The 3880-nt window shown below is 33.7% G+C and carries 5 protein-coding genes; 1 reads left to right on the top strand and 4 read right to left on the bottom strand.

Annotation, left to right across the window (positions count from 1 at the left end; all coding sequences use genetic code 11):
• Positions 1–39 precede the first annotated feature (39 nt).
• The 4 genes from B2145_RS13570 to B2145_RS13555 all read right to left on the bottom strand — a co-directional run bounded on the left by B2145_RS13570 (position 40) and on the right by B2145_RS13555 (position 3197).
• Complete coding sequence (locus tag B2145_RS13570; protein ID WP_291103250.1) at positions 40–483, bottom strand: carboxymuconolactone decarboxylase family protein; 444 nt, start codon at positions 481–483, stop codon at positions 40–42.
• Positions 484–486: 3 nt separating this feature from the next.
• Positions 487–1332 carry an isocitrate lyase/PEP mutase family protein gene (locus tag B2145_RS13565; protein ID WP_291103247.1) on the bottom strand — a complete coding sequence of 282 codons (846 nt, stop codon included), beginning with the start codon at positions 1330–1332 and terminating at the stop codon, positions 487–489.
• A gap of 204 nt (positions 1333–1536) precedes the next feature.
• Positions 1537–2019, bottom strand: a complete 483-nt coding sequence (locus tag B2145_RS13560; RefSeq protein ID WP_291103244.1) for a hypothetical protein — start codon at positions 2017–2019, stop codon at positions 1537–1539.
• Positions 2020–2153: 134 nt separating this feature from the next.
• Positions 2154–3197: a tyrosine-type recombinase/integrase gene (locus B2145_RS13555; protein ID WP_291103241.1), complete on the bottom strand. Its 1044-nt coding sequence runs from the start codon at positions 3195–3197 to the stop codon at positions 2154–2156.
• A gap of 279 nt (positions 3198–3476) precedes the next feature.
• On the opposite strand from B2145_RS13555, the gene B2145_RS13550 reads away from it, so the two are divergent.
• Entirely contained in the window at positions 3477–3860 is a 384-nt protein-coding gene (locus tag B2145_RS13550) for an HU family DNA-binding protein (protein WP_291103239.1), read from the top strand.
• Positions 3861–3880 lie beyond the last annotated feature (20 nt).

Genomic DNA, 3880 nt, shown 5'->3' with positions numbered 1-3880 from the left:
TGGCGGAGCCGTCTACTCGATTAGCGATTCGTTGTTTTGTCACTTCTTATAAATTAGTCTTGTCGCCACGGCAATTCTATTCCAGGAGTTTATTGTAATAATAAGCATAATGATTTGTGCTGTCATTTGTTTACCAAAAGTGCTTATCACCTTTTTATATGTTTCGTCAGACACGCCATTTTCGGATATTTTTGTTATCTCTTCCGTTAACCGCAACAATGTTCTTTCTTCTTCAGAAAACAGATGGGATTCCTGCCAAACAGAAAGAGCAAATATTCTTCTTGAACTTTCGCCAATTTTCAGAGCGTCTTCTGTGTGCATATCCAGACAGTATGCACAGCCATTGATTTGTGATGCTCGCATTTTTATCAGTTCCTTTAACAATGGATCTAATGCACATGCCTTTCCGTAATTTTCTAATGCCATCATTGCTTGATAGGCATCTGGTTCAAGGGTTTTTATGTTTATTCTGTTATTATTCATAGTTCAATTACTTACTAATGATTTCAAATAGTCGGACGATATTTCGTTTTCTGTTATTGAAGACAATCCTTCAGAATTTTTTAATTCAATTGCGAGTGATTTCATCGCTTTTATTGCAATTTTCAAAAATGAAGGTCCTAAGCTAACTCTTGCTACTCCAATTTCTTTCAATACCTTCAAGTCAGGAATACCAGGTAATGTTAAAATGTTTATTGGCATTTTAAGTTGAGTAACTAGTCTTTGTATGTCTTCTTTTTGTCTTAACGCAATTGGGAAAAAGCAATTAGCACCAACTTCTTTATAAGCTAACCCTCTTTTTAATAATTCTTTATGTCTTGACTCAGCAGTAGGAAAATCTTTGTCATAAAGTAACACATCGGCTCTTGCATTAATGAAAATCGGGATATCCAATTCATCAGAAATCGCTCTTATCAGTTTAATCCTATCACATTGACGTTCGATAGAAAAAATCGTTTTTGTTTTATGGTTGGTATCTTCTATGTTGATTCCAACAATTCCTGTTTTAATAAGCAGTTTAATGTTTTCTTGAAATCGAGTATCGTCAATAGAATAACCGCTTTCAATATCAGCCGTCACAGGAATATTTACGTTGTTTGAAATCCGTGATAAAATTGAAAGTAAATCGCTAAAAGGTATTTTTTCTCCGTCAAGGTGTCCATTTGTATAAGCAATTGAAGCACTTGCCGTGGCAATTGCAGGATAGCCTATGTTTTCAAGTAATTTTGCACCTAAAACATCCCAAATGTTTGGTAGTATTAAAGGGTTGTCAGCATGGTGAAGCTGATATAATTGAAGTGCCTTTTCTTTTTGATTGAATTTATTATTCATTTTGTTCTTTTTCTTGTCTCTTTTTTTGTCGTGGTACTAAATTTTCGGGTGTCCTGTTACAATGACCGCTAACGTTGAGTGTATGCAGCGTGCGGGTTTTCGTGAACAATTCATTATCCCATTTTACAAAACTAGCCAGCGAGTCCTGAACTTGCAAATAGCTCTGAACCCCGCATGATGTATACACTGTGTTATGGCGCGTTTTTATTTTAATTTCAATTCATTAATGTCTTTATCAACTTTAATCCAAGGTAATCCGACCTTTGCTGTATCAACAGGCTCAATTATCCTTAAAAATCCAGCCAATTTTGTTACTTCGACAATTCTCCGATTATATCCTAATGCTCCTTTGTCTTGCATTTGAGATTCAATGGTCTTAAACTTAAAATGGCCATGGTTATATAAAATCGTTTGTGTTTTCCAAGTGCCAACCCAATCAAACGATGTTATAACCAATCCACCAATTAACACTAAAGGTATAATTACAATTCTATTGATTTTTTCAGATATTTTTATTCTTAAAATTCTCAAAATCAAAAATACAAATCCTAAAATTGTCATTAAAAAGGAAAAGTTTCTAATCGTAGGAGAAATAAATTCTAACTTGGTAGTTTGTGAAAGCAAGAATAGCAAACTAAATCCTATCCAAAGGACGTCAATAATTCTATTAATAATCTTCTTAATCATTGTGCTGGGTCTTTTTTAAAATGCGCCATAACTCGTTTATACCAGCCATAAAATGGCTACAATCCATCCAAATTTGGTTGGCTTTGTGCCATAAAAGGCTCTGGTATTTATTTAGCTAATGTATAAAAAAAACATTACAAATCATTAAAAGGACTTTTAATTTGCTGTATGCTTTTTGTGCTTACGTGGGTATATATTTCGGTGGTTTTGCTGCTGTTATGTCCAAGGAGTTCCTGAATATATCGCAAATCGGTTCCGCTTTCTAGTAGATGAGTGGCATAACTGTGTCTCAACCAATGTAAACTTACTGGCTTGCTTATTCTTGATTTTGTTAATGCTTGTTTAAGTACATTAGACAAACTACGTTCATCGTATTTTGTATTCTCTATTTGTCCTTCAAACAGCCAAGTTTTGGGTTTATAACCTATATAATATTCTCGAAGCATTTCTAATATTTTTGGAGATAAAGGAACAATTCTGTCTTTTTTGCCTTTGCTTTGTCGGATGATTACAATTCCTCTTTTTGAATCAATATCAGTTGGTTTTAAATTTAAAAGCTCACTTCGGCGCAATCCACAACTATATATCAAACTCAACATTGTTTTGTGTTTGATATTAGAATGTGCGTTTAATATCAATTTTACTTCTTCTTTACTCAAAACATTAGGTAATATTTTTGCCCTTTTCGGGCGGTGAATTTTGTCTATTTCAATACGTTTTTCTTGTATCGTTTTAAAAAATAGTTTTATGGCATTTACAATTTGATTCTGATAAGATGCTGATAAATTATTTTTTAAAATAAATTCATTATTGTAAATAATTACATCTTCATTTGTGATTTCGACAACTGGTTTTTCTCGATAGAAAACCAAAAATGATTTTAAGGCTTCGGAATAAGTTTTTATGGTGCTTGGGCTATATCTTTTTGAAGATAACCATTGTATGAATTTTTCGATATGTGCGATTCCTTCAACCGAAGGCAGGGAATGGGAGAGAGGTTCTAAATTAAACCGTTCTCTGTTTTCGATAGTATCAGGAATGTGCCAAGCTCTCAAGGTTTGACTCCATCGAGAACCTTCCACCATTTTTATTCGAGCGATTAATTCGGCATTTTTTTCAAAATATACCGCTATTCGTTTTTCTTTTTTATGTGTGATGATTTTGGCGCTCCAGTTCATAATCAATACTTTTATCGTACTAAAGTAGCCAATTATTATTACTTAATAAAAATCAGTCCAGTATTCAATGATAAAATAGCTTTGTAGGACCCTCTCTTTGGTCTTGTAAGGAGCTTTTTTTAGTAGCGTCCTGATAATATTATTTAAAGATGTATATCTTTTATTCAATTTCTGTACATCTTTTTATAAAAAGATATACGGAATTTTATTATTTTCTGTACATCTTTTTGTAACTTCGTAAGGACGAAATTATTTTATAATGCTAATCGTACTTTTTTTATGTCCGTATCTTTTAAAATGGTGCCCAAGAAAAATAATTTGGCAACACCGCCAGAAATAAAATACTACCCTTGTGCCATCCATAATGGCGAAGATGATTTAGACAGTCTGGCTGATATAGTGGCCTCACAATCCACCATCAGCAAAGCCGATTGTTATGGGGTAATCATGGCACTGACCAAAGCGATTAGCGAGTCATTAGCTGATGGGCGCATTGTGCGGATTGACAGCCTGGGTACTTTTCAAATCACCTTACAGGGATTGCCCGCTGACACTCTGGAGGAATTGGGCAAAGCCAACATTAAACGGGCCAAAATAGTCTATAAACCGGCTCTCAATATGAAAAAGAAGTTGAAAGGATTGACCTATAAAAGAATAAAGTAATACCAATGGTTAATATGTTT

The sequence above is a fragment of the Flavobacterium sp. UBA5153 genome (assembly GCA_002413745.1).
Lineage (GTDB): Bacteria > Bacteroidota > Bacteroidia > Flavobacteriales > Flavobacteriaceae > Flavobacterium.
This window is presented reverse-complemented; position numbering and strand designations above follow the sequence as displayed.

Bases quoted from the DNA above. Each gene is read 5' to 3' on its own strand.
- B2145_RS13570 (WP_291103250.1), bottom strand. From the start codon at position 483: ATGAATAATAACAGAATAAACATAAAAACCCTTGAACCAGATGCCTAT.
- B2145_RS13565 (WP_291103247.1), bottom strand. From the start codon at position 1,332: ATGAATAATAAATTCAATCAAAAAGAAAAGGCACTTCAATTATATCAG.
- B2145_RS13560 (WP_291103244.1), bottom strand. From the start codon at position 2,019: ATGATTAAGAAGATTATTAATAGAATTATTGACGTCCTTTGGATAGGA.
- B2145_RS13555 (WP_291103241.1), bottom strand. From the start codon at position 3,197: ATGAACTGGAGCGCCAAAATCATCACACATAAAAAAGAAAAACGAATA.
- B2145_RS13550 (WP_291103239.1), top strand. From the start codon at position 3,477: ATGTCCGTATCTTTTAAAATGGTGCCCAAGAAAAATAATTTGGCAACA.